General features: G+C 69.5%; 18 protein-coding genes. 5 read left to right on the forward strand and 13 right to left on the reverse strand.

Annotation, left to right across the window (positions count from 1 at the left end):
• Positions 1 to 5: 5 nt before the first annotated feature.
• From Aco03nite_RS15985 to Aco03nite_RS15995, 3 genes are read right to left on the reverse strand one after another with little or no spacing between them, the layout of a single operon-like run.
• Complete coding sequence (locus Aco03nite_RS15985; protein WP_203795878.1) at positions 6 to 860, reverse strand: carbohydrate ABC transporter permease; 855 nt, start codon at positions 858 to 860, stop codon at positions 6 to 8.
• On the reverse strand, positions 850 to 1752 hold the full coding sequence (locus Aco03nite_RS15990; protein WP_203795879.1) for a carbohydrate ABC transporter permease: 903 nt from the start codon (positions 1750 to 1752) through the stop codon (positions 850 to 852). The genes Aco03nite_RS15985 and Aco03nite_RS15990 overlap by 11 nt, the downstream gene beginning before the upstream one ends.
• A 56-nt stretch (positions 1753 to 1808) precedes the next feature.
• Entirely contained in the window at positions 1809 to 3062 is a 1254-nt protein-coding gene (locus Aco03nite_RS15995) for an ABC transporter substrate-binding protein (RefSeq protein ID WP_203795880.1), read from the reverse strand.
• Between the two features lie 195 nt (positions 3063 to 3257).
• Here Aco03nite_RS15995 and Aco03nite_RS16000 point away from each other — a divergent pair, with 195 nt between their 5' ends.
• Positions 3258 to 4418, forward strand: a complete 1161-nt coding sequence (locus tag Aco03nite_RS16000) for an ROK family transcriptional regulator (protein ID WP_203795882.1) — start codon at positions 3258 to 3260, stop codon at positions 4416 to 4418.
• On the opposite strand, the gene Aco03nite_RS16005 is transcribed toward Aco03nite_RS16000, so the two are convergent.
• From Aco03nite_RS16005 to Aco03nite_RS16030, 6 genes are read right to left on the reverse strand one after another with little or no spacing between them, the layout of a single operon-like run.
• Positions 4406 to 5644, reverse strand: a complete 1239-nt coding sequence (locus Aco03nite_RS16005; protein ID WP_203795884.1) for an alpha-hydroxy acid oxidase — start codon at positions 5642 to 5644, stop codon at positions 4406 to 4408. The two genes, Aco03nite_RS16000 and Aco03nite_RS16005, sit on opposite strands and share 13 nt — an antisense overlap.
• 2 nt (positions 5645 to 5646) lie before the next feature.
• Positions 5647 to 6336: a FadR/GntR family transcriptional regulator gene (locus Aco03nite_RS16010; protein ID WP_203795885.1), complete on the reverse strand. Its 690-nt coding sequence runs from the start codon at positions 6334 to 6336 to the stop codon at positions 5647 to 5649.
• Positions 6337 to 6338: 2 nt separating this feature from the next.
• Positions 6339 to 7607, reverse strand: coding sequence for an alpha-L-fucosidase (locus tag Aco03nite_RS16015; protein WP_203795887.1), 1269 nt, complete (start codon positions 7605 to 7607; stop codon positions 6339 to 6341).
• A complete protein-coding gene (locus tag Aco03nite_RS16020) occupies positions 7604 to 8437 on the reverse strand; it encodes a carbohydrate ABC transporter permease (protein WP_203795889.1) in 834 nt (277 codons plus the stop codon). Before Aco03nite_RS16020 ends, Aco03nite_RS16015 begins: the two co-directional genes overlap by 4 nt.
• Entirely contained in the window at positions 8434 to 9312 is an 879-nt protein-coding gene (locus tag Aco03nite_RS16025) for a carbohydrate ABC transporter permease (RefSeq protein WP_203795891.1), read from the reverse strand. The genes Aco03nite_RS16020 and Aco03nite_RS16025 overlap by 4 nt, the downstream gene beginning before the upstream one ends.
• Positions 9309 to 10604, reverse strand: coding sequence for an ABC transporter substrate-binding protein (locus Aco03nite_RS16030; RefSeq protein ID WP_203795897.1), 1296 nt, complete (start codon positions 10602 to 10604; stop codon positions 9309 to 9311). The genes Aco03nite_RS16025 and Aco03nite_RS16030 overlap by 4 nt, the downstream gene beginning before the upstream one ends.
• A gap of 293 nt (positions 10605 to 10897) precedes the next feature.
• Here Aco03nite_RS16030 and Aco03nite_RS16035 point away from each other — a divergent pair, with 293 nt between their 5' ends.
• The 4 genes from Aco03nite_RS16035 to Aco03nite_RS16050 are packed head-to-tail and all read left to right on the forward strand — an operon-like array spanning position 10898 to position 14734.
• A complete protein-coding gene (locus Aco03nite_RS16035) occupies positions 10898 to 11866 on the forward strand; it encodes an aldo/keto reductase (protein ID WP_239145197.1) in 969 nt (322 codons plus the stop codon).
• On the forward strand, positions 11863 to 12696 hold the full coding sequence (locus Aco03nite_RS16040; RefSeq protein WP_203795899.1) for a fumarylacetoacetate hydrolase family protein: 834 nt from the start codon (positions 11863 to 11865) through the stop codon (positions 12694 to 12696). The genes Aco03nite_RS16035 and Aco03nite_RS16040 overlap by 4 nt, the downstream gene beginning before the upstream one ends.
• Complete coding sequence (locus Aco03nite_RS16045) at positions 12693 to 13988, forward strand: enolase C-terminal domain-like protein (protein WP_203795901.1); 1296 nt, start codon at positions 12693 to 12695, stop codon at positions 13986 to 13988. Before Aco03nite_RS16040 ends, Aco03nite_RS16045 begins: the two co-directional genes overlap by 4 nt.
• Positions 13988 to 14734 carry an SDR family NAD(P)-dependent oxidoreductase gene (locus tag Aco03nite_RS16050; RefSeq protein WP_203795903.1) on the forward strand — a complete coding sequence of 249 codons (747 nt, stop codon included), beginning with the start codon at positions 13988 to 13990 and terminating at the stop codon, positions 14732 to 14734. The genes Aco03nite_RS16045 and Aco03nite_RS16050 overlap by 1 nt, the downstream gene beginning before the upstream one ends.
• On the opposite strand, the gene Aco03nite_RS16055 is transcribed toward Aco03nite_RS16050, so the two are convergent.
• Genes Aco03nite_RS16055 through Aco03nite_RS16070 form a run of 4 tightly spaced genes read right to left on the reverse strand, consistent with a single transcriptional unit; the run spans position 14735 to position 18820 of the window.
• Positions 14735 to 15874 carry a sensor histidine kinase gene (locus Aco03nite_RS16055; RefSeq protein WP_203795905.1) on the reverse strand — a complete coding sequence of 380 codons (1140 nt, stop codon included), beginning with the start codon at positions 15872 to 15874 and terminating at the stop codon, positions 14735 to 14737. It abuts the gene before it with no gap.
• Positions 15871 to 16518, reverse strand: a complete 648-nt coding sequence (locus Aco03nite_RS16060) for a response regulator transcription factor (protein ID WP_239145198.1) — start codon at positions 16516 to 16518, stop codon at positions 15871 to 15873. The genes Aco03nite_RS16055 and Aco03nite_RS16060 overlap by 4 nt, the downstream gene beginning before the upstream one ends.
• A complete protein-coding gene (locus tag Aco03nite_RS16065) occupies positions 16515 to 17891 on the reverse strand; it encodes a ferredoxin reductase family protein (protein ID WP_203795911.1) in 1377 nt (458 codons plus the stop codon). Before Aco03nite_RS16065 ends, Aco03nite_RS16060 begins: the two co-directional genes overlap by 4 nt.
• Positions 17892 to 17926: 35 nt before the next feature.
• A complete protein-coding gene (locus Aco03nite_RS16070) occupies positions 17927 to 18820 on the reverse strand; it encodes a GNAT family N-acetyltransferase (protein WP_203795918.1) in 894 nt (297 codons plus the stop codon).
• Positions 18821 to 18857: the final 37 nt, after the last annotated feature.

Raw genomic sequence — 18857 nt, forward strand, 5'->3', positions numbered from 1 at the left:
CCCGATCAGTCCTTCAGCCCGGAGTTGAGGTCGGAGCTCATGATGTACCGCTGCGCGACCAGGAAGATCACCAGCAGCGGCAGGATCGAGATCACCGAGGCGGGCAGCAGAATCGTCCAGTCGATGTTCTCGGCGCCGAGCAGCGAGCGCAGCGCGACCTGGAGGGTGAACTTGTCCGGGTCGTTGAGGACCAGCAGCGGCCAGATGTAGTCGTTCCACCGCCACTGGAAACTGAAGATCGCCAAGGTGATCACGATCGGGCGGGCCAGCGGCAGCATGATCCGGAAGAAGATGCCGATCTCGCCGGCGCCGTCGATCCGGGCGGCCTCGATCAGCTCGTCCGGGACGGTCTGGAAGAACTGGCGGAACATGAAGATGCCGCTGGCGGTCAGGATGCTCGGCACGATGATGCCGGCCAGGGTGTCGTACAGGCCTAGGTCCCGGATCACCACGAAGGTCGGGCTGAGGATGACCTCGGTCGGCAGCATGGTCGTGGACAGCACGCACATGAACAGCGCGGTCAGCCACCACGCCTTGTACTTGGCCAGGGCGTACCCGGTGGCGGCGCTGACGATCACGGTCAGCGTGGTGGTGACGGTGGCGACGACGAACGTGTTGCGGAAGTAGAGCGAGAAGTCGACCCGGTCCCAGGCGCGCAGGTAGCCGTCGAGGGTCCAGGTGTCCGGCAGGAACGTCAGCGGGAACCGGAACAGCTCCCCGCCGGGCTTGAACGAGCTGAGCAGGAACCACAGGATGGGCAGCACGAACAGCGCCGCGATCACCCACAGCGGAACGGTCGGCAGCGACGCCCGCACGATCCGGGTCAGGCGGCTTGCTTCGCGCGGTTTCTCAGAAGTCACGGTTGGCCCTCTTCTCCACGCGGGTCTGGACGAACGCGATGATCAGCAGCAGGACCATCAGGACCATCGAGACGGCACTGGCGTATCCGACGTTCGCGCGGTTGAAGCCGGTCTCGTAGATGTACTGGACGATCAGCCGGTTGGAGGTGCCCGGCCCGCCGCCGTTCAGGGCCTGGACCATGGCGAACTCCTTCATGTGCCCGATCGTGCTGAGCAGGATGACCATGAAGGAGGTCGGGGCGATGCCGGGCAGGGTGATGTTGCGGAACCGCTGCCAGGCGTTGGCGCCGTCCAGCGAGGCGGCCTCGTAGTAGGAGGTGGGCACGTTCCGGATCGCCGCGATGAACAGCAGCATGTTGAAGGCCATCCCGGCCCAGGCGGACGCGACCACGACGACGGCCAGGGACAGGTCGGCGTTGGAGGACCACGGGACCGCCCCGGCGCCCAGTTGGTCGAGGAGGAAGTTGACGGCGCCGAAGCTCTCGCCGAACATCCAGCGCCAGATGACGCCGATGACGATCGGGGAGATCAACCAGGGCAGGAAGAACACGACCTTCGCCGCCGTACGGCCTTTCGCGTACTTGGACGTGAGCAGCACCGCGATGGCCAGTGCGGACACGTAGACCAGTGGCACGGAGGCGCACACGTACAGCAGGGTGCGGGTCAGTGAGTGCCAGAAGTCGTCGTCGCTGAACAGGTCGGTGTAGTTCTCCATCCCGATGAACTCGGGTTCGCCGATGCCCCGGTAGTCGGTGAAGGAGTAGAACAGGCCGAGCGCGCCCGGCCAGACGAAGAACAGCCCGTACAGCACGGCGGCGACCGCGGTGAACAGCAGTGGTGCGAGGGTGTAGCGGCCGAGTCGGCGCCCGCCACGTGTCGGGACAGTGGTCATCAGTTCCTCCGTGCCGTCGGGCCGGCGGGGTGTGCAGACCCCGCCGGCCCCGGTGGCTACTTCTTGTAGAACTCGGTCGCCTGGTCGTTGATGGCCTTCACCGTGGTCGCCAGGTCCTGCTCACCGGCGAGGTACTTGACGGTGTCCTCCTTGAGCGCCTCGGTCTCCAACATCCGGCCGGCGATGGTATCGGTGATGCCGGACGTGGACTGGAAGCCGGAGATCGGGTCGGACGCGGCGATCTCGGCGTTGAACATGGCGAACGCGTCGGCGTTGGCGGTGTACTTGATGTCCAGGCCCTGCTCGGCGGGGAGGAAGCCGGAGATCTGCGACAGCTCGGTGTAGTTCTCCGGCTGGTACAGCCAGTCGACGAACGCCTTGGCCTTGTCCTCGACGCCGCTGCCCTTGAAGACGACCATCCAGTTGGTGCCGAGGTTGGTGGCGCGGGTGGGCTGGGCCGGCATCAGCGCGGTGGTCCACTCGAAGTCGGTGATGTTCTTGGAGAAGTCGGTGACCTGCCAGACGCCTGAGTAGTAGGCGGCGACCTGACCGGTCTTGAACAGGGCGGATGCGTCGTCGCCGGAGGTCCAGACCGACTTGGGCATGATGTCGTCGTCGTTGAGCTTCTTGAAGTACTCCAGGGCGGTGGTGCCGCCCGCGTCCAGCGCGTAGCTGCCGTCGGCCTGCTTCTGGGTGCCCTTGGAGCCGAACTGGTACATGAACGACCGGAGCCGGTGGGTGGAGCCGTCCATCACCATGCCGTACTTGGCGCCGGAACCCTCCTTGACCTTCGTCAGCGCGGCCACGAACTCGTCCCAGGTCCACGGGGTGTCGCCGACCCCCGGGTACTTGACGCCGGCCTTGTCGAACAGGGTCTTGTTGATGAACAGGCCGACCGCGGTGAGGTCGCTGGGCAGGGCCGGGACCTCGTTCTTGTCGTTGCGGACCACCAGCGACGGGATGACCTTGTTCTTCTCGGCGGTGTCGGCGAGGTCGACCACGTTGTCGATCCAGAGCGGGTCGACGCCGGAGGTGCGGGCCAGGGCGGGCAGGTCGTCGGCCTGGGCGCCGCTGCGCAGCCGGGTCAGCATGTCCGAGTACGGGATGTCGACGATCTTGATTTTGACGCCGGTCTCGGCCTCGTACTTGGTGGCCATGGCCTGGTAGCCGCCGCCCTGGTTGGCGTCGCCGGAGAGCAGGAACTGCAGGGGTTCGTTGTCGTCGGCCTCGGAGGAGCCGCCGGAGCAGCCCGCGAGGGTGAGGGTGACGGCCATGGCGGCCGCGGCGAAACGAAATATGCGTGAGTTCACGGTGATGTTCGACCTCTCGAAGGCGAATCCGGGATGGGTTAAGTATCAACGTGACCAGAAAGTGGTCAAGACTTTGTTGCCGAAGTTTTTCCTGGGGATGAGCAGACGATGTCGTCGCCGCCTGGGCCGGTAGCGCGGAAACCAGTAGGCTTGACGAGCGGATTTGAGTATCAGGTGGATACGAAAGAGGTGGCGATGGTCGACAAGGCCACGGCTCGGACGGCGACCGCCCGGGTGGTTACCGACATCAACCGCACCGCCGTCCTCGACGCGCTGGCCCACGCCGGGCCGCTGTCCCGCAACGCGCTGCGCGAGCACACCGGCCTCAGCCCGGTCACCATCAAACGGCTGTGCACGGCCCTGCTCGACGAGGGGCTGATCGTCCAGGTCGGCACCGAGAAGTCACAGGGCGGCCGGCCCTCCCACCTGTACCGGTTCGCCAGCGAACGACGGGTGATCATCACCGCCGAGGTCACCGTCGACGGGCCGCGCGCCATGCTGGTCGGCGTGGACGGCTCCGCGGGCGACCGAGAGTCCCGGCCGGTCCAGCCCGACACCGGCGCCGACGTCATGCTGGCGACCACCCTCGAGCTGATCGGCACGCTGCTGACCAGGGCACAGACCCTGAACCGGACCGTGCTCGGCATCGCCCTGTCCGTCCCCGGTGTCGTCGACCGGGAGGGGCGGGTCTCCAACTCGGTCGAGCTGGGCTGGCAGCAGCTCGCCGTCGGGCCGGTCGTCGAGCACCGGTTCGGGCTGCCCTGCCTGGTCGAGAACGACGCCAACGCGATAGCCATCGGCGAGTGGGCGCACGGCGCGGGCGCCGGAACCGACAGCCTGGTGTCGGTGGTCCTCGGCGTCGGCATCGGCGCCGGGCTGGTCTCCGACGGCCGGCTGGTCCGGGGCACCCGCTCCGGTGCCGGCAAGATCGGGCACCTGCTCACCGGCCTGGACTCGTTCGACAAGCTGTTCGTGCAGCAGGGCGACCTGGAGTCACACATCGGCGACACCGCCGCCCGCTACCGCGGTGACCGGCGGGTCCTCGGGGTGGCCCGGGTCCTCGATGCCGCCGACGCCGGGCACGCCAGCGCGCGCGGGCTCGCCGACAAGCTGCTGAACTATCTCGCGCTGTCGGTGGCCGCGCTCTCCACCGTGCTCGACCCGGAGGTGATCGTCTTCAGCGGGCAGCTGCCGCAGGACCCGGCGGGGCTGGTGCGGGCGCTGGAGCAGCGGCTGACCGGCCGCATCCCGTTCATTCCGCGCCTGGTCGCCGGGCGGCTGGGCGCCGACGCCGCGATGCTGGGCGTCGGCGAGCTGCTGGCCCGGCGTACCAAAGGCGCGGTCTATCTCTCCTGAATCCTCCCCAGACGGGTCAGCTGGGTGACGTGACCCGGGGTCAGCTCGTCGAGGCTGTGCACGCCGAGTAGTTTCATCGTGCGGACGATCTGCTCGGTGAGGATCGCGATGGTGCGGTCGACGCCTTCCCGGCCGCCGGCCATCAGGCCGTAGAGGTAGGCCCGGCCGATCAGGGTGAACTTCGCGCCCAGGGCGATGCAGGCGACGATGTCGGCGCCGTTCATGATGCCGGTGTCGACGGTGATCTCGATGTCGCCGCCGACCTCGCGGACCACCGACGGCAGCAGGTGGAACGGGATCGGCGCACGGTCCAGCTGGCGGCCGCCGTGGTTGGACAGCACGATGCCGTCGACCCCGAAGTCGGCCAGTTTGCGGGCGTCCTCGACGGTCTGCACACCCTTGACGGCGAGTCTGCCGGGCCACATCTCGCGGATGATGCGCAGGTCCTCGTAGCTGATGGTGGGGTCCATCGCGGCGTTCAGCAGCTCACCGACGGTGCCGCCGGTGGCCGACAGGGACGCGAACTCGAGTTTCGGGGTGGTCAGGAAGTCGTACCACCACCAGGGCCGGGGGATGGCGTTGGCGACGGTGCTCAGGCTGAGCTGCGGCGGGATGGAGAAGCCGTTGCGCTTGTCCCGCAGCCGGGCGCCCGCGACCGGGGTGTCGACGGTGAAGAAGAGCGTGTCGAAACCGGCCGCGGCGGCCCGTTCGACGAGCGCGTACGAGATCTCGCGCTTGTTCATCACGTAGAGCTGGAACCAGTTGCGGCCGCTCGGGTTGGCCTCCTTGACCGTCTCGATGCTGGTGGTGCCCAGCGTCGACAGGGTGAACGGGATCCCGGCCGCGCCCGCCGCACCGGCCCCGGCGGTCTCGCCCTCGGTCTGCATCAGCCGGGTGAACCCGGTCGGGGCGATCCCGAACGGCAGCGCCGACGGCCCGCCGAACACCGTCGCGCTGGTGTCGACGTTCGCCACGTCGCGCAGCACCCGCGGGTGGAACTCGATGTCCTGGAACGCCTGCCGCGCCCGGGTCAGCGACAGCTCGCCCTCGGCGGCGCCGTCGGTGTAGTCGAACGCCGCCCGCGGGGTGCGCCGCTTGGCGATCAGCCGCAGATCCTCGATGGTCAGGGCGGCGTCCAGACGGCGCTTCTTACCGTCCAGCTCCGGTTTCTTGAACCGCATCAGCTCGAAGATCTCGGCGGGTCGGGGGAACTGGCGCTGCACCATGCCTACTCCTGAGGGTCCTGGGTGAGGGTCCGCCGCAGCCATTGTTCGACCCCGGCGACGTGCACACTCGCCCAGGCCTGCGCCACATCGGGCTGACGCTGGGCGAGGGCGAGCTGGATCGCGCGGTGTTCGTCCAGGGTGCGCGTGGTGGCGGAGTCCTGGGTGAGCCCGCGCCAGACCCGGGCCCGGTGGGTCTGCCCGGAGACACTTTCGATCAGCGACGCCAGTACGTCGTTGCCCGATGCCCGTGCGATCCGGCGATGGAACTCCTGATCGTTCTTCACCAGCGCGTCGAGTGTCGGGCTGTCACCCAGCTCGTCGAGCAGATCGGCGAGCCCGGCGATGTCGGCGTCGCTCATCCGGTACGCGGCCATGCTGGTGGCCGCCGGCTCCAGCAGCCGGCGCACCTCGAGGAACTCCAGCATCGACTTGTCGTGCTGCAGATCGACCATGAACGAGATGGCCTCGGACAGCAGGCTGGGGGCCAGACTGGTGACGTAGGTGCCGGCCCCCTGCCGGACGTCGAGCACGTTGATCAGGGCCAGCGCGCGCACCGCCTCGCGCAGCGAGTTGCGGGACAGGCCGAGCTGGGCCGCCAGATCGGCCTCCCGGGGGAGCCGGTCACCGGGCGCCAGCTGACCCGAGGCGATCATCTGTTTGATCTTGTCGATGGCGGCGTCGGTCAGGGCCACGTCTACATCCGTTCCGTGCTGTCCAGAGGCTCCGTGGGGGCGGTGTACTCGATCTCGCCGGTCCAGTCTGTACCAGCGGCGAACGCGGTGACCACACGGATCCGGGGTGCGTCGCCGGTCAGCCGGAGGTGCAGGCGGCGGGTCCGCATGCCGGCCCGGACGTGGATGCGCTGCATGCCGATCGTGCCGGCGGTGATCAGTTCGGTGCCGTCGTCGTCGATGACGACATGCTGCTGGACGCGCTGTCCTTCGTCCAGTTCTTCCTCGATGACGAGATGGTCGAAGCTGATCTCCCGCCCGAAGTCGGCGACCACGGTCGTGCCTGTGGAGGACAAATCGGACGGGATGGGGGTGGCGAAGCGCTTCTCCATCTCGCGGCGCACCGTGAGAAGACGCGCCACGTCGCGGGCATCCAGCTCACCGTCAGCCGTCGGCGGCACGTTGAGCAGCAGATTCGCGCCCAGCCCGATCGAGCGGTAGAAGACGGCCAGCAGATGGTCGACCGACTTGGGGTCCTCGTTCGCGTGCCAGAACCAGCCGGGCCGCACCGACACGTCGCACTCCGGCGGCAGGTACTGGCTGGTCGTGAGGCTGTCGGTGGCGTCGGTGTAGTTGGAGACGTGCGTGGACGACACCACGTACTCCACCGGGTCGGCGGCGACCCCGTCCTCGTTACCGACCCAGCGGATCGTCGGGCGGCCCATGTTGAAGACCATCGCCCCCGGCTGGAGTTCGTCGATGACGGCCATCGCGGCATCCCAGTCGTAGGCCTGGTGCTCGGACCCGGCCCCGTCGAACCAGATCTCGCACAGCTCGCCGTATTTCGTGCACAGCTCCCGCAGCTGCCCGGTGAAGATCCGGTTGTACGCGTCCGGCTCGGTACCCCAGGTCGGTTCGTGCCGGTCCCAGGGTGAGAGGTAGACCCCGAACCGGACGCCGTGCCGGGCACACGCGTCGGCGACCTCCCGCACGACGTCGCCGGTCCCGTCACGCCACGTGCTGGAAGCCACGGAATAGTTCGTGGTCGCCGTGGGCCACAGGCAGAACCCGTCGTGGTGCTTCGCGGTCAGCACCACGTAACGGGCGCCCAGCTCAGCGGCGGTCCGGACCCAGCCGTCGGCGTCCAGTTTCGCCGGGTTGAAGACGTCGACACCGGCCGTGCCGTCACCCCATTCCAGGTCGAGGGCGGTGTTCGGGCCGAAGTGGAAGAACAGTCCGAACCGGTCGCGCTGCCAGCGCAACTGCTCCGGGGTGGGTACGACGGAACTCATTTGGAGACTCCTCCGAGGGCGATGCCCTTGGTGATGGTCCGGTGGAAGCCCAGGAACAGGGCGATCACCGGGATGGCGATGATGGTCAGGCCGGCGAACAGCGGGCCGAGCTGGGCGGTGAACCGGCCCTTGAACCCGAGGATGCCGACGGCGGCGGTCTGCGAGTCGGCGTTCTGCAGCAGCACGATGCCGATCTGGGTCTCGCTCCACACCCAGACCGCCAGCAGCAGCCCGGCGGTGGTGAGCGCGCCCAGCGACAACGGCACCACGATACGCAGGAAGATCGCGAACTCGCCCAGCCCGTCGACCTTGGCGGCTTCGATGACCTCTTCGGGGAACGCGGTGAAGAAGCCGTGCAGCACGATCACCGTGGTCGGCAGCGTCATCAGGCCGTAGACCACACCGAGCGCCCACGGGCTGTTCAGTGCGTTCAGGCTGTTGAACGTGCGGTACAGCGGGACCAGCAGCAGCACCGCCGGGACGACCGTGCCAAGGACGAAGAACGACAGGTAGACGTGTTTGGCCCGGCCCGGCAGGCGGGAGCCGAAGAACGCGCCGAGCGACCCGAGGCCCAAGTTCAGGATCAGGGCGACCACAAAGGCGGACAGCGAGTTCAGCAGCATGCCCTGCAACCCGGAGCTGCCGACCGGCCCGTTCCAGGCGGTGGCGAAGTTCTCCGGCAGGAAGTCGCCGCCCAGCCCGAGCGGGTTGGCGAAGATGCCGGTGTTGTCGCGGAACCCGAGGGTGGCGATCAGCAGGAACGGCACCACGGCGACGGCGGTCCACAGCGCCAGCGGCGTCTGGGTGAGGAAACCTCGTAGGGCCTTCACTGTTCTTTCCCTCGCGACAGGCGCAGGCCGACCAGCCCGAGCAGCAGCAGGACGGCTCCGCTGAGCACGGCCATCGCACCGGCGGTGCCGTAGTCGGTGAAGCTGAACGCCTCCTTGTAGATCAGCACCGGCAGGGTGGCCGTCGACGATCCGGGGCCGCCGTTGGTCATCGCCCAGACCACCGAGAAGTCGTTGGCGGTCCAGATCGCCTCCAGCATCAGCGTCAGGATCAGCACCGGACGGATGTTCGGCAGGGTCATCGAGAAGAACTGCCGGATCGGGCCGGCGCCGTCGATCCCGGCCGCCTCGTACACCGAGATCGGCACCTGCTCCATCGCACCGAGCACGATCAGGAACGCGAAACCGAGGTTGGCCCAGATCGCCACCACGATGATCACCGGGATGGCGGTCTCCGGGGTGACCAGCCACGCGTGCTGGTCACCGAAGCCGAGGAAACCGAGGACGCTGTTGACCGCTCCGTAGCCGGGCTGGAAGGCGGTGGACCAGAAGAGGCCGGCCGCCGCGGTCGGCACCACGCTGGGCAGGAACCAGACCACCCGGTAGAACCCGGAGCCGCGCACTCCCCGGCTGATCGGGGCGGCGAGCGCGCAGGCCAGCGCCACCACCCCGATCGAAACCCCGGCGGAGTACGCGACGGTGATCAGGATGCTGTGCCGGAAGTCGGCGTCGTCCAGCAGCGCCGTGTAGTTGTCCAGGCCGGCCCAGTCCAGCGGGCCGACCCCACTCCAGTGGCTGAGGCTGATCCGGACCCCGTCCAGGACGGGGTAGACGAAGACGGCCAGCAGCCCGAGCAGGGCCGGCGTCGCGGCGATCCAGGCGACCCGCGACTTTCTGGTTGCGGTCGAGGTGGTCACTTGGTGCGGGTCGTCTCCAGCGCGGCCTGCACCTTGGCCTGGATCGCCGCCGCGTCGGTGTCACCGGCGAGCAGCGCCTGGATCTGCGGGTCGACCAGGGCCTGGCCCAGCGTGGACGGGACCGTGCTGGTCCAGCCGCTCTGCAGGCCGGTGGTCTTGCTGTCGGCGATCATCTGCTGGACGTTCTCGTCCAGGGAGGCGAGCGCGGTGTCGGCGACGGTGTTCACCGCGGGCAGGTAACCGCCGACCTTGAGACCGGCCTCGACCTGCTGCTCGTCACTGAGCATGAAGTTGAGGTACTTCTCGGCCAGTTCCGGGTTCTTGGCCTTGGTGGGGATCGAGAACTGCGGTGTCGCCGAGCCGGTCAGCTGGGTCTTGCCGGCCGGGTCGACCGGCGGCAGCAGCATCCAGCCGAACTTGAGGTTCGGGTTGGCCTCCTTGATCATCGCCGCGAACCAGGAGCCCTCCAGGCGCATGCCGGTCTGGCCCTGCTGGAACTGGGCGTCGGTCTGCAGGTTGTCGGCGCCCAGGTAGCCCTCCTGGAAGACCTTCGCGTCGCCGAGCGCCTTGATCTGGTTGAGCGCGCCGGCGAAGCCCGGGTCGGTGTACTTCGCGGTGACGTCGGTGCCGGCCCGCCACGACTGCAGGTAGTTCGTCATCTGCTCGGGGGTGGTGGCGGTGGGCAGCAGCGCGTCGAGCATCCAGCTGATCTCCCAGCCGCTCTTGCCGCCGACGGCGAGGGGCTGGATCTTCTGGGCGCGCAGGGCGGTGGCCATGTCGGCGAGCTGCTGGACCGAGGTGATCCGGTGGTCGGCCGGGGCGGTGATGCCGGCCTTCTGGAACAGGTCGACGTTGTAGTAGACGACGCTGTAGTACGAGGTGCTGTCGGCGATCGCGTAGTGCTTGCCGTCGAACTCGGTCAGCGCGTTGGTCGCCTCCGGGTACCGCTTGTCCAGGTCGGAAGCGGTCCAGACGGCGCTCAGGTCACGCAGCCCGCCCTGCGAGACCAGGCTGGTGTACGCGGGGGAGTTGCCCGGGACCAGCGCGACGTCCGGCGCGTTGTCCGAGGTGATCACGGTCAGGTTGGAGCCGGTCGACGTCGCGGTGGCGATCGCCTGCAGGTTCACCTTGACGCCGGGGTTGGCCTTCTCGAAGTTCTGGGCGTACGCCTGGTAGACGGCCTCCTGCCCCTGGGAGAACTGCACGGTAAGGGTCTTGTCCGGGTCGCTGTCGCTGCCGGAGCAGCCGGCGGTGACGAGGCCGAGGGCGCAGAGCCCGCTGATGAATTTCAATGATCGTGATATCACGGCAAACTCCAGGGGGAAAGTCCGGTTTTGGTACGAAAAAAGACTAGGGTCCGTGCGGCTCGTGGCGCGCCGGATCGCGTCGGCAAGACATCCGATGACTGGCTTTTCGCCTGGTCCGGCCTGCCGGTGATCCGAGAGTTGCACCGATCTTGAGAGGTCGGCAAGCCATCGGGGGTAACAAAAACGTAACAGACACCCGATCACCTGTCCGTTTTGCCGTGAGTAGGCGAGGTGAAGGGCTTGATTTACCCCAAGTCATCGGATGTATTGTCGTCCCCATGACCTTGGACCCCCTCGAACGTGTCCGGATCGGCGGCACCGACGTGTCGGTGACCCGGCTCGGCCTGGGACTGGCCCCGATCGGCGGCCTGTTCACCGCCGTCAGCGACCAGCAGGCGCACGACACCGTCCGGCGCGGCTGGGACCTCGGCCTGCGCTACTTCGACGTGGCCCCGCTCTACGGCAACGGCCTGGCCGAGACCCGCGCCGGAGCCGTGCTCGCCGGCAAGCCGCAGGCGGAGTTCACCCTGTCTACCAAGGTCGGCCGGCTGCTGCGGCCCGGCGGCGACGGCGACCAGGAATTCTGGGCCGAACCGGCGGCGCTGGCCCCGGTCTTCGACTATTCCGCGGACGGGATCCGTACGTCGTACGCGGAAAGCCTGGCTCGTCTCGGTCTTTCCCGCACCGGCCTGCTGCACCTGCACGACCCGGACGACCACTTCGACCAGGCCGCCGGCGAGGCGCTGCCGGCGATGACCACGCTGCGCGACGAAGGCCGGATCGGCGCGGTGTCGGCCGGCATGAACCAGGCGCCGATGCTCGCCGACTTCGTCCGCACCGGGCACCTGGACGCGGTCCTGCTGGCCGGCCGGTTCACCCTGCTGGACCGCTCCGGCGCCGACGAGCTGCTGCCGCTGTGCCGGGAGAAGGGCGTGTCGGTGATCGCTGGCGGGGTGTTCAATTCCGGTCTGCTCGCCGACCCGCGGCCCGGCGCGATGTTCGACTACGCCCCCGCCGACGCGCACCTGGTCGAGCGGGCCCTGGAGATCCGCGACGTGTGCGGGCACCATGGAGTCCCGTTGCGCGCCGCCGCGATCCAGTTCCCCCTGACCCACCCGGCCGTCACGTCCGTCCTGGTCGGCGTGCGCTCCCCGGCCGAAGTCGACGACGCCGTCGCGATGGCGTCCGTCCCGATCCCCGCGGCCCTCTGGCAAGACCTCGGCATCAACCCCTTGGAGTACTCGTGAAATACCTGCGCATCGGACCCGCCGGCCAGGAGAGACCGGTCGCCTCGTACGACGGCCGGTTCTTCGATCTGTCCGCTGTCACGCCCGACATCACCGGGGCGTTCCTGGCCGCCGGCGGGATCGGAACCGTCGACGGCCTGCCCGAGATCGACATCGCCGGGCAGCGGATCGGCGCCCCGATCGCCCGGCCCGGGGTGGTGCTCTGTGTCGGGCAGAACTACGCCGCGCACGCCGCCGAGTCCGGCGCCACCCCGCCCGAGCAGCCGATCATCTTCTACAAGGCGCCGAACACGGTGATCGGGCCGGACGACGACGTGCTCATCCCGCGCGGTTCCACCCGTACCGACTGGGAGGTGGAACTCGGTGTCGTGATCGGCCGGACCGCCCGCTACCTGGCGTCACCCGACGACGCGGCCGCGCACATCGCCGGGTACGTGCTGTCCAACGACGTCAGCGAGCGCACCTTCCAGCTCGACGACTCCGGCGGCCAGTGGTCCAAGGGCAAGTCGTGCGAGACGTTCAACCCGCTCGGTCCGTGGCTGGCCACCGCCGACGAGCTGGCCGACCCGGCCCGGATCGGGTTGCGCAGCCGGGTCAACGGCGAGGTACGGCAGGACTCCACCAGCGCCGACATGATCTTCGACGTGCATTACCTGATCTGGCACCTGTCCCAGTACACGGTTCTGGAACCCGGCGACCTGATCAACACCGGCACCCCGCAGGGTGTGGCACTGTCCGGCCGCTTCCCCTATCTGGCGCCCGGCGACGTGATGGAGATCGAGGCCGACGGTCTGGGCCGTCAGCGCGGCACGGTGCGGGCCGCCGGATGAGGATCGTCGCGGTCGACACGTACGACATCCGCTTCCCGACGTCCCGGGACCTCGACGGCTCCGACGCCATGAACCCGGACCCGGACTACTCGGCCGCCTACGTGGTGCTGCGTACCGAGGACGGCAGCGAGGGCTACGGGCTCACCTTCACCATCGGCCGCGGCAACGAGGTGTGCCGCGCCGCGATCGACGCCCTCGCCCCGTTGGTGATCGGCGACGGCATCGACGACCTCGGCGAGTTCGCCCGCCGGCTCACCCACGACTCGCAGATCCGCTGGCTCGGCCCGGAGAAGGGTGTCATGCACCTGGCCGCCGCCGCCCTGATCAACGCGGCCTGGGACCTCACCGCCCGGGCCGCCGGGAAACCGGTGTGGCGGCTGCTCGCCGACATGGAACCCGAGCAGATCGTCGATCTCGTCGACTGGCGTTATCTCAGCGACGCGCTCACCCGCGACGAGGCCCTGGCACTGCTGCACGCCGCCCGCCCCGGCCGGGAGCAGCGCATCGCCCGGTTGATGGCCGACGGATACCCGGCCTACACGACCTCGCCCGGCTGGCTCGGCTACCACGACGACAAACTCGTGCGGCTGGCGAAGGAGGCGGTCGCCGACGGCTACCAGCAGATCAAACTCAAGGTCGGAGCAGACCTCGCCGATGACGTACGGCGGATGGAACTGGCTCGCCGGACCGTCGGCGACGACATCCGCATCGCGGTCGACGCCAACCAGCGATGGGACGTCGGCACAGCGCTGGAGTGGATGACGGCGCTCGCCCCGTACCGGCCGTGGTGGATCGAGGAACCGACCAGCCCCGACGACATCCTCGGCCACGCCGCGATCCGCCGCGGACTGCTCCCGGCCGGCATCAAGGTCGCCACCGGCGAACACGTGCAGAACCGGATCGTCTTCAAACAGCTGCTGCAGGCCGAGGCCGTCGACATCGTCCAGATCGACGCGTGCCGGGTCGCCGGGGTCAACGAGAACATCGCGATCCTGCTGCTCGCCGCCAAGTTCGGTAAACCGGTCTGCCCGCACGCCGGGGGAGTCGGCCTCTGCGAGCTGGTCCAGCACCTGTCGATGTTCGATTACGCGGCGGTCTCCGGGCGCCTCGACGACCGGGTCATCGAATTCGTCGACCACCTGCACGAACACTTCGAGGACCCGGCCGTGATCGTGAACGGCGCGTACCGGGCGCCCACGGCCCCGGGCTTCTCGGCCCGGATCCGCCCCGCGACGCTGCGGGAGTTCTCCTACCCGGACGGTCCGGCGTGGGCATCGGAAGGAGACGCCTGATGGGTACGTTCGACGGGCTGGTCGCGGTGGTGACCGGCGGTGGTTCGGGCATCGGCGCGGCAGTCGTGGCGGCGCTGCGTTCCGGTGGCGCCCGGGTGGCGTCGTTCGATCTGCATCCCGGCGAGCCCGCCGACGGCCTGCTCCCGATCACGGCCGACGTCAGCGACCGGGCGAGTCTGGAGCGCGGCGCCGATCGTACGGCCGCGGAGTTCGGGGTCATCGACATCCTGGTCAACTGTGCCGGGGTCAGCGCGGTCGGCGGTGTGGACGGCAACGACGACGACGAGTGGCGACGGGTCCTGGACATCAACGTCACCGGCATCGCCCGCAGCACCGCCGCGGTCCTGCCCCACCTGCGGCGCAGCTCGCACGCGTCGATCGTGAACATCTCGTCGATCGCCGCGACGGCCGGGTTGCCGCAGCGGGCGCTGTACTCGGCGTCCAAGGGCGCGGTTCACGCGTTGACCCTGGCCACGGCCGCCGACCTGATCGCCGACGGGATCCGGGTCAACTGCGTGGCGCCGGGCACCGTGGACACCCCGTGGGTGGCACGGCTGCTGGCCCGGACCGACGATCCGGTGGGGGAGAAGGCGCGGCTGGCCGCCCGGCAGCCCACCGGCCGTCTCGTCACAGCTGAGGAAGTGGCCGCCGCGGTGCTGTACCTCGCCTCGCCGGCCGCCGGCGCGACCACCGGAACGTCACTGGCGGTCGACGGCGGCATGTCCGGGCTGCGGCTCCCGAAGTAGTCAGCCGGGCAGATGTAACGTCACGTGCCCGTGCGCGGCCGCTTCGATGTGGATGCGGCCGCGATGACGGTGGGTGATCTCGGCGGCTATGGCCAGGCCAAGCCCGGAATGGCCGCCGGGATCCTCCGCCCCACGGTCCGTCACGAACGGTTCGAACGCGTGCCGCACCATGGCCGGCGCGAACCCGGGGCCGTCGTCGATCACGTGCACGGTCGCCGTCCGGCCGGCCTCGATCCGGACGGTCACCGTGGTTGTCGCGTAGTCGACGGCGTTCGCGATCAGCGCGGTGAGCAGCCGCTCGATCGCGGGCGCCGACCCGGGGACGACCACCCGGTCCGCCGTGGCCGACAGCACGATCGCCACGTCGTCGCTGGTCATCGACGCCACCACCGGCCCGGCGACCGCGACCAGATCGACGACCCCGTCCGGCGGCGTGCCGCGGGGATCGGCGGCGATCAGCAGGTCGTCCAGGATCCGGGTCAGCGCGCGGGTGTCGCGCGTCATCTCGTCGATACCGGCCGCGACGTCGGCGGGAACGTCGGCGCGGCGGCGGGACAGCAGCTGGGTGCGGGTGCTGAGCAGGGTGAGCGGGCTGCGCAGTTCGTGACTCGCGTCCGCGACGAACCGCCGCTGCACGGCGAGCGCCTCGGCCATCGGCACGATCGCCCGCCGGGCCATCACGTGCGCGGTGACCGCCGCCAGACCCAGGGCGGCGACCCCGACCAGCAGCAGCACGGACGCCAGCCTGCGCAGGGTCGCCTCGTCGCGGTGGTCCTCGGCCGTGACCTGGACGACCACCCCGTCCCGGCGAATCGTCCGGGTCGTGTAGTCCCGCCCGCCGACGACTCTCTCCCTGGTGACCGGCCCGGCGCCGCCGAGCACCCGCCGCGCCGTCTCCTGATCGACCAGCCCGGACGGCTGGCCCGCGGCCGTCGTCACGGTGTCGCCCCGGAAGACCGTCACGAAGATGCCACCCGGTGCGATCTGCGCGGACGTCAACCGGGAGGCGGCCCGCAGATCCCGCTCGGTGGTCGCGTCGGCGCCGATCTTGAACAGCACGAGGATCGCACCGAGCACGATGACCAGCAGCAGCGTGATCAGCGCGGTGAACTGCACGGTCAGCCGAGTCGTGACAGTCATGTCACGCGCCCGAGCCGGTAGCCGATGCCCCGCACGGTGTCGATCACGGTGCGCCCCAGTTTGCGGCGCAGATAGTGGACGTACGTGTCGACCATGCCCTGATCCGTGGCGTCCGGAAAGGCGACAGCCAGCAATTCCGCCCGCTCGAACACCTGCCGTGGACGGCGTGCCAGATGCTCCAGCAGCCGGGCCTCACCGTCGGACAGGGCGATCCGTCCCACCGACCGGCTCACCGTGTCGAGTGTGCCGCCCGGCACCAGGAGCGCCGCCGATGTGTCCTCGTGCCGCCGGAGCAGCGCCCGGATCCGGGCCAGCAACTCGCCGATGTCGAACGGTTTGGCGAGATAGTCCTCGGCTCCGCGGTCCAGGCCTTCGATCCGGTCGGCCGGATTCCCCAGGGCGGACAGAATCAGAGCCGGCGTCCGTACGCCCCGGCTGCGCAGCCGGGTCAGAACGTCGAGTCCTTCCAGCGCGGGCAGCCCACGGTCGAGAATCAGCACGTCGAACGACCGGGTGAGCCCCTCGTGCAGCGCCCGTTGCCCGTCCCCGACCCGGACGACCTCGTAGTCCTCCTCGGTCAGCAGCCCGACGAGCATCCCCGCGAGCCGGGAGTCGTCCTCGACCAGCAGCACCCGGGCCCTCACCAGTCGAATCTTTCCATGTGGATCCGGGTGGCCGGCAGCCCGGCGGCCCGGGCGTCCCGGACGACCAGGTCGGACCAGGCGGGCGGGCCGCAGACGTACAGGTCGGAGTCCAGCAGGTCGGGGAACACGTCCCCGATGGTCTGCCCCTCGGTGGACATCCAGGTGCCGGCCTCGGCCGGCCGGGGCCCGATCATGTGGACGACCCGGCTTCCGGTGGCCTCGGCCAGGGCCTCCACCTCGTCCCAGAGGTAGCGGTCGTCGGCGCCGCGCCCGCGCAGCACGACGGTCGCCTCGCCGGGGGTCAGCGGGGAGTCCTCCAGCAGGGCGCGTACCGGTGTCACCCCGACTCCGGCGGCCACCACCGACAGCCGGGGGCTGGTCCGGCCGGCGTCGGTGAAGATGCCGAACAGGCCGGCGAAACCCACGCGGGTGCCCGGGCGTACCCGGCTGATCCTGGCACTGCCTTTGCCGAGCGTGCGGACCGTGATGCGTGCGGTGGTGTCGGTGGGCACCGCGGAGAGGGAGATCGGATGTCCGTGGAACCAGGTCGCGCGGGACCAGAAACGCCAGATCGCGTACTGTCCGCCGGCCGCGCGCAGCCGGGTCAGGCGACGGCCGGAGAGGTGGATCGACACCACGCCGGGCGCGATCGGTTCGACGCCGGTGACCCGGACGTCGTGCCACAGGCTGCGGCCGATCGGCATCAGCACCCGGAAGACGAGCATCGCACCGAAGGCGATCGCGTACAGGGTGAGCCAGTAGGCGTACCGCCAGGACGCCGGATCGAGTACCGCGCCGTCCTGGCTCTGGTGCGGCAGGGCCATCACGATGCCGAGGTAGCTGAGGGCGTGCACCGCGAACCACATCTCGTGGGTGAACCACCGCCGGATCACGGTCACCGCCGAGGTCACCACGACGACCACGAACAGACCCAGCCCGATGTACGCGAGACCGGTGTCCTCCCCGTCGCCGATCAGCGCCAGGGTCTCGCCGACGACGTCACGCCCGTTCTCGACCGACCGTCCGACGGTCAGCAGGGCGAAGTGGGCGAGGATCAGATAGAGCGCGGGCTCGCCCAGCCTGCGGTGGTACGCCAGAGCCACGTCGTGGCCGATGACCCGGTCCAGGTACGGCACCCGGGCCGCCAGGAACACCATGACCAGCACCAGGTTCGTGCCGAGCAGCCCGGCCATGGTCCCGAGCGAGCTGAGCGCGGTGCCCGGGTTCAGTGTCGCGGGGCCGCCCCAGAGGGCGAACAGCACGAACGGCATCGCCACGGTCAGCCAGAACCCGGCTTTCAATACGGTCACCGTCACGGCCCGGCGGCCGGAGCGTCGCCGGCGTTCGACGTCCAGGGTGGTTGTCGGCATCATGGACGTCACCCTGACGCCGGATTCTCCACGGATTCTTAGAAGATCAACGGCAGCCGCGCCCGTACGCTGATGCTCTGCGCCCTCGGGACATAGCCGAGCCGTACGTTCAGTTCGCGCATGGCGGTGTTACCGGCCTGCGTCCACGTGGTGACCTCCCGGATGCCGTGCTCCACGGCCCACCTCAGCGCGGTCCGTTTCAGAGCGAGCGCGACACCACGGCCCCGCCAGTCCCGGGCGACCGCGGTCAGCGCGTTCTCGGCGATGCCGGGCCGGTCGGGGTCCGGCAGCAGGCCGGCGCAGCCGATCACCCGGTCGTCGGCGAGGGCCAGGAACATGGCCGCCGGATCGCCGATCCAGTCCGACTCCCACTGCGACGGTTCCACCCGGATGGTGGCGATCGTCGCCATGTCCTCGAAGCCCTGCCGTGCGACGTCGTCGTAGGCGCGCCGCCACAGCTCCGGGCGCTGTGCCACCGAGACGATCGTGACACCGGCGGGCACCACCGGGGCGGTCTCGTCGCCGACCGTGCGGACCTGCTCGATCTGCCGGTCCACCTCGGCGAACCCGAACCGGTGCGCGAAGAACAGCGACCCCGGGTCCTCGACCCCGGCACTGACGACGGCGACACCCAGGGCTTCGGCGTGCGGAGCCAGCCGGGCGAGCAGGGCGGTGCCCACACCCCGGCGCCGGAACCCGGTGAGCACCCGCGGCGCGACGAAGGCGGCGTCCGGCAGGTCGGACCGGCCGGTGACCCCGGATCCGGCCAGCTCTCCGTCGGCGTACGCCAGCAAGAAGGTCTGTCCGTTGGCCGCGGAGCGCCGCAGCGCCTCGATCTCGAGGGTGCGCTCGTTCGGCTCGACCGCCTGCCGGACCGCGCGCCAGTCCTCGAAGTCCTGCTCCGAGGCCGTCTCGCGCACCTCGATCGACATCGTGTCTCCTCGTTCTCCGGCGAAGGGGGCAGTTTCG

The sequence above is a fragment of the Actinoplanes couchii genome, assembly GCF_016862075.1.
Classification (GTDB): domain Bacteria; phylum Actinomycetota; class Actinomycetes; order Mycobacteriales; family Micromonosporaceae; genus Actinoplanes; species Actinoplanes couchii.

Coding starts and splice junctions, on each gene's coding strand:
- Aco03nite_RS16055 (WP_203795905.1), bottom strand. CDS start 15,874: ATGACTGTCACGACTCGGCTGACCGTGCAGTTCACCGCGCTGATCACG.
- Aco03nite_RS16065 (WP_203795911.1), bottom strand. CDS start 17,891: ATGATGCCGACAACCACCCTGGACGTCGAACGCCGGCGACGCTCCGGC.
- Aco03nite_RS16045 (WP_203795901.1), top strand. CDS start 12,693: ATGAGGATCGTCGCGGTCGACACGTACGACATCCGCTTCCCGACGTCC.
- Aco03nite_RS15990 (WP_203795879.1), bottom strand. CDS start 1,752: ATGACCACTGTCCCGACACGTGGCGGGCGCCGACTCGGCCGCTACACC.
- Aco03nite_RS16050 (WP_203795903.1), top strand. CDS start 13,988: ATGGGTACGTTCGACGGGCTGGTCGCGGTGGTGACCGGCGGTGGTTCG.
- Aco03nite_RS16005 (WP_203795884.1), bottom strand. CDS start 5,644: ATGGTGCAGCGCCAGTTCCCCCGACCCGCCGAGATCTTCGAGCTGATG.
- Aco03nite_RS16035 (WP_239145197.1), top strand. CDS start 10,898: ATGACCTTGGACCCCCTCGAACGTGTCCGGATCGGCGGCACCGACGTG.
- Aco03nite_RS16000 (WP_203795882.1), top strand. CDS start 3,258: ATGGTCGACAAGGCCACGGCTCGGACGGCGACCGCCCGGGTGGTTACC.
- Aco03nite_RS16070 (WP_203795918.1), bottom strand. CDS start 18,820: ATGTCGATCGAGGTGCGCGAGACGGCCTCGGAGCAGGACTTCGAGGAC.
- Aco03nite_RS16015 (WP_203795887.1), bottom strand. CDS start 7,607: ATGAGTTCCGTCGTACCCACCCCGGAGCAGTTGCGCTGGCAGCGCGAC.